The 414-nt window shown below is 62.1% G+C and carries 1 protein-coding gene; it reads right to left on the reverse strand.

Annotated features, from left to right (window positions below; genetic code table 11):
- Window positions 1-100: 100 nt before the first annotated feature.
- Window positions 101-414, reverse strand: a 314-nt coding sequence (locus EN935_RS41335) for a hypothetical protein (RefSeq protein WP_245489205.1), incomplete at its 5' end; no start/stop codon positions are given.

Consider the following 414-nt stretch of genomic DNA (forward strand, 5'->3'; position numbering starts at 1 on the left):
GGTCCGATGCGCAACAAGGTGGCGACGGAAAACACCGCCGAGACCAGTGAAGCCCGCCGCGAGCGCCGCCGCAGCCGCGCCTGACCTTATCAGTCTTCGATTATTCGCTGTTGTCGGCGTAGCTCGACTGCGCCGACTTGAAGTCGACCACATTGTCGCCGCTCATCGTCATCAGCGCGCCGGATGAAACCGGATCGGTTATCTGCTCCAGCATGATGCGGAAGCGGTCGTTGGTCAGCGCCGACATGGCGGTGTTGCGGGCAGCGGTGACATTGTCGCTGATACGCCTGGATTCCGCCGACGGTGCCGACGAAGCGGCTGGCCCTTGAGCTGGAAGGTCTCGTGCCGGCAGTATCGAGTTGGCGATAGTCCTGATCTGCAATTTCGGCTCCCTCAAGCCCAGTACACCTGTCC

The organism is Mesorhizobium sp. M7D.F.Ca.US.004.03.1.1 (assembly GCF_003998635.1).
Taxonomy (GTDB): Bacteria; Pseudomonadota; Alphaproteobacteria; order Rhizobiales; family Rhizobiaceae; genus Mesorhizobium; species Mesorhizobium loti.